The organism is Streptomyces corynorhini (assembly GCF_003346515.1).
GTDB classification, from domain to species: Bacteria; Actinomycetota; Actinomycetes; order Streptomycetales; family Streptomycetaceae; genus Streptomyces; species Streptomyces corynorhini.
The window spans coordinates 1-5,413 of the sequence record NZ_QQNA01000120.1 but is presented as its reverse complement, the minus strand read 5'-3'; the positions used below and the strand labels follow the sequence as shown (position 1 = coordinate 5,413).

Here is a 5,413-nt window from a genome sequence, read left to right as displayed (position 1 = left end):
GCCCGCACCCCAATACGAACCTCCCCAACCCCCAACTCCCGCCGCTCCACCGGGCACAGAGCCAGCCCCTCCAACGTCCCCTTCTCAACAATGTCCAACCGCCACGACGACTCACCCACCGGAACCGGCAACGCACGGTCCAGGCCGGCACGGCCCAGGCGGGGCACGAAGACCGTGCCGTTCCGCAGAGCGGCCTCCGGCTCGCCCTCACCCAGCGCACCGCTCAGGGCGGACCAGGACTCCGCCGCGTCGTCCAGGTCGAGCAGTCCGAACCGCTCAGGGTTCTCCGCACGCGCCGCCCGCACCAGACCCCACACCGCGGCCAGTACCGGATCGGCCGGGGTGTCGTCAAACGAGACGGCGCCCTGCGTGACGAACACGAGGCGAGAGCCGTCGAACTGCTCGTGCGCCAGCCACTCCTGCACGCGGCTCAGGACGCTCGCGGTGAGGTCGTGCGCGGCTGCCTCGTCGGCGTGTCCCTCGGGCCGCCGTACCTGCAACAGGACCTCGGTTCCGGGCTGGACGGCGACGCCGGTCAGTTCCTTTGAGAGATCTTGCAGATGCGCCCGGTTGCCGCTGACGGTCTGTACGCGGCCGAGATCATCCGCAGCGGCTACGGCCGGGGCAGGGATCCAGTCGGTCTGATACAGGTGCTCGACGCCACCCGCGCCACCTATCGCACGCAGATCACCCGGCACCTCCCGCAACGTCAACGACTTCACCGACGCCACCGGACCACCGGAACCATCCGCCACCTCCAGCGCCACCACACCCTCGCCCAACACCGTCAACCGAACCCGCAACACCCCCGCACCCGAACCCCACAACGACACACCCGACCACTCAAACGGCAACCGCGCACCCCCCTCACCGATCACCGACGTAAACATCACCCCATGCAACGCCGCATCCAACAAGGCCGGATGTACCGCAAACCCGCCACCCGACACACCCTCGGGCAGAGCTACCTCAGCGAACACCTCACCACCACGACGCCACACACTCCGCAACCCACGGAACACCGGACCATACGACAACCCCAACCCCGCAAACCGCTCATACGCCCCCTCCACCGACTCCGCCACCGCACCCCGAGGCGGCCACACCCCAAAATCAAACCCGTCAACCGGACGCGTACCGGTGTCCGCCGCGAGGGCGCCTGTCGCGTGCAGCGTCCACACCTCGGAGTCCGGCGCCGCGTCGTCACGCGAATGGATCTCCAGCAGACGCCGACCGGCCTCATCCTCGACGCCCACCCGCACCTGAACCCGTACACCGCCGCGGTCGGGCACGACCAGCGGCGCCACGATGGTCAGATCCTCCACCCGGTCGCAGCCCACCTCCTCGCCCGCACGCAACCCCAGCTCCAACAGACCCGTCCCCGGGAACACCACCGCACCACCGACGACATGATCCGCCAGCCACCCCACACTGCCCGCCGACAGACGACCCGTCAGCAGCACACCATCCCCACCGGCCAACTGCACCGCCGCACCCAACAACGGATGGCCCGCAGCTCCCAGCCCCACCAGCCCCAGATCGCCGGTGTGCCGCGACGTGACGCCCGGCCAGAAGCGGCGCCGCTGGAAGGCGTACGTCGGCAGATCCACCGATACCGCTCCAGCGGCATGGGCCCCGCCGAAGACGGCGGCCCAGGAAAGGGCGGCACCTCGGGTGAACAGTTCCGCCGCTGCCGCGAGCAGGGAGGTGACTTCGGGACGGTCCTTACGCAGGGACGGCACCAGCAGAGAGGTGTGATCGTCCTGGTCGAGGCATCCCTGGGCCAACGCCGTGAGCGTGCCGTCGGGGCCGGCCTCCACGAACCGCGTCACACCCTGTCCGGCAAGCGCGCGCACAGCGTCGGCGAAACGCACCGTCTGCCGGACATGCCGCACCCAGTACTCCGGGTCGGTCAACTCCGCGGCAGTGACCAACTCGCCGGTCACCGTCGACACCACAGGGAACGCCGCCTGGCCATAGGTCAGCTGCTCCGCCACGGCACGGAACTCCGCCAGCATCGGTTCCATCAAAGGCGAGTGGAAGGCGTGGCTGACCCGCAGAGCCGTGACCTTGCAGTCCAGACTCCGGAAGTGTGCCGCCACCTCCTCGACAGCGTCCACCTCGCCCGACACGACCACAGAACGCGGACCGTTGACCGCCGCGACACCCACCCGAGCCGCATCCAGCAGAGGCCGTACCTCGTCCTCACCGGCCTGGAGCGCGACCATCGCACCCCCCTCGGGCAGCGCCTGCATCAGCCTGCCTCGTGCCTCCACCAGACGGCAGGCATCCGACAGCGACCACACCCCGGCCACATGCGCGGCAGCGATCTCACCGATCGAATGCCCGGCCAGTACGTCCGGGCGCACGCCCCACGACTCAAGCAGCCGGAACAGAGCCACTTCCAGCGCGAACAGCGCGGGCTGCGCGAACTCGGTCCGATTCAACCGGTCGGCATCCGCGTCCTCATCGAGGACAACGCTCTTGAGGGAGAAGGGGAGTTCCGCGTCGACCGCGTCAAACGCCTCCGCGAAGACCGGATACGTCGCGTACAACTCCCGGCCCATCCCGACACGCTGCGCGCCCTGACCGGCGAACACTACGGCGAGCCGACCACCGCTCTGCACCGTGTTCCGGACCACACCCGAAGCATCCCGCCCCTCGGCAAGCGCCCTCAGCCCCTCCAACAACTCATCCCGGCCCGCCGCCAGAACAACAGCCCGGTCATCAAGCACAGCCCGCGTCGTGGCCAGAGACAGAGCCACCTCACCCAGACCAAGCTCCGGACGACCCGCAACAAACTCAGCCAACCGGCCAGCCTGCGCAGCCAACCCGTCCCCAGCAGCCGACAACACCCACGGCACCACACCCACAGCCACGTCGTGGCCTACCAACGGAGCCTCGGCCGACACCTCCACGGGCTCATCCACCGGGGCCTGCTCAAGAATCACGTGGGCGTTGGTCCCGCTGATACCGAACGACGACACACCCGCGCGGCGGGGGCGGTCGAGCGACGTCTGCTCCCAAGCCATGTTCTCGGAGAGGAGACGGACGTCGCCCGCCGACCAGTCCACGTGGGAGGACGGCTCATCGGCATGCAAGGTCCGGGGCAGCACACCGTGGCGCATCCCCATCACCATCTTGATCACACCACCCACACCGGCAGCAGCCTGCGCGTGACCCACGTTCGACTTCAACGACCCGAGCCACAGCGGACGCTCACGGTCCTGCCCGTAGGTCGCCAGGAGCGCCTGCGCCTCGATCGGGTCACCCAACGGGGTACCCGTACCATGCGCCTCGACCGCATCCACATCCGCAGGCGACAGACCCGCACCCGCCAGCGCCTGCCGGATCACCCGCTGCTGCGAAGGACCATTCGGAGCCGTCAGACCATTCGACGCACCATCCTGGTTGACGGCGGATCCCGCCACCACGGCCAGCACTTCGTGCCCGTGACGCCGTGCGTCCGACAGCCGCTCCACCACCAGCAGGCCCACACCCTCGGCCCACGCCGTACCATCCGCGCCATCCCCGAACGCCTTGCACCGGCCATCCACCGCAAGCCCCCGCTGCTGCGAGAACTCGACGAAGGTGTCCGGCGTCGACATCACGGTCACACCACCGGCAAGCGCGAGATCGCACTCACCCGAACGCAGCGCCTGAGCCGCCAAGTGCAGCGCGACGAGCGACGAAGAACACGCCGTGTCCACCGTCACCGCAGGCCCCTCGAACCCGAACGTATACGCGATACGCCCCGACACCACACTGCCGGTGTTACCCGTGAGCAGGTAGCCGTCGGCGCCTTCGGACGTTCCACGGAATGCGCTGCCGTAGTCCTGGGCCATGGCGCCCGCGAAGACGCCGGTACGGCTGCCGCGCAGGGTGGCCGGGTCGATACCGGACCGCTCCAGGACCTCCCAGGACGTCTCCAGCAACAGACGCTGCTGGGGATCCATGGCAAGCGCCTCACGCGGCGAAATACCAAACAGCCCCGAATCGAACTCAGCGGCCTCGTAGAGGAAGCCACCGTCGCGGACGTACACCCGGCCCGGCGTGCCCGGCTCGGGATCGTAAAGACCCTCCAGGTCCCAACCACGATCAGTCGGGAAGCCGCCTATCGCGTCCCCACCCTCACTGACCAGACGCCACAAGTCCTCCGGAGAACCCACCCCACCCGGGAACCGGCACGCCATACCCACGATCACGATCGGATCCTCGCCCACGACGGACGGCACCAGCGGAAGACCGTCGGCGACGGACTCACCCTCACCGACCAGCTCCGACTTGATGTGGCGGATCAGGGCGGCCGGTGTCGGGTGGTCGAAGATGAGGGTGGCGGGGAGGCGCAGACCTGTGGCCGCGTTCACTCGGTTGCGCAGTTCCACCGAGGTCAGCGAGTCGAAGCCCAGCTCCTTGAAGGTGTGCTCGGTCCCGATGTCGGCGCTGGAGGCGTGGCCGAGGACGCCGGCCGCGGCGCCTTGGACCAGGTCCCCGACGATCCGGTCCTGGTCGGCGGCCACAGCAGCGGCAAGCCGCGCTCGCAGATCCTGCCGAGTCCCCCCGACACCCGCTTCCACCCTCCTACGGGCCCGTCCGCGCACCAGTGCACGCAGCAGCGCGGGAACCTCTTCGGAGCCTCGCCCACGAAGACCAGCCAGGTCGAGATCGATGGGAAGCACCGACGCGCGCTCCGTCGCAGACCCACGAGCAAGAGCGGCGTCCAGCAGCGCCAGACCCTTTTCAGGGGCGAGTGGACGCATACCACCACGTGCCATGCGTCGCAGGTCGGCGTCGCTCAACTCGGCGGTCATGCCCGCGCCGGGGGCCCAGGGGCCCCACGCCAGCGCGACAGCCGGCAGACCGGCGGAACGCCGGACGCCAGCAAAAGCGTCCAGGAACGCATTCGCGGCGGAGTAATTTGCCTGCCCCGCGCCACCGACCGTTCCCATGACGGAGGAGAACATGACGAACGCCGACAGATCCATATGCCGCGTCAGCTCATCGAGATGAACGACTGCGTCCACCTTCGGCCGCAGCACACGCGAAACCCGCTCTGCCGTCAACGACGACACCACACCGTCATCCAGAACACCCGCGGCATGAACCACCGCGCACAGCTCACGACCAGCGAGCAGCCTCTCCATCCCGGCGCGGTCCGCCACGTCGACCGCGGCGACCTCGACCCCCGCACCCAACTCCTCCAGCTCCGCCACCAATTGCACCGTGCCATCCGCCTCCATGCCACGACGGCTCACCAGCAACAGACGCGACACCCCATGCGTCTCCACGAGATGCCGGGCCACCAACGCGCCCAGACCACCCGTACCACCCGTCACCAACACCGTCCCACCCGCATCCAACGCAGCAGGAACCGTCAGCACAACCTTCCCGACATGACGGGCTTGCGACAGGA

General features: G+C 68.8%; 1 protein-coding gene. It reads right to left on the bottom strand.

Features of this window, described 5'->3' with window-relative positions:
• A partial coding sequence (locus tag DVH02_RS16595; RefSeq protein ID WP_114624594.1) for a type I polyketide synthase occupies positions 1-5,413 on the bottom strand: 5,413 nt, incomplete at both ends.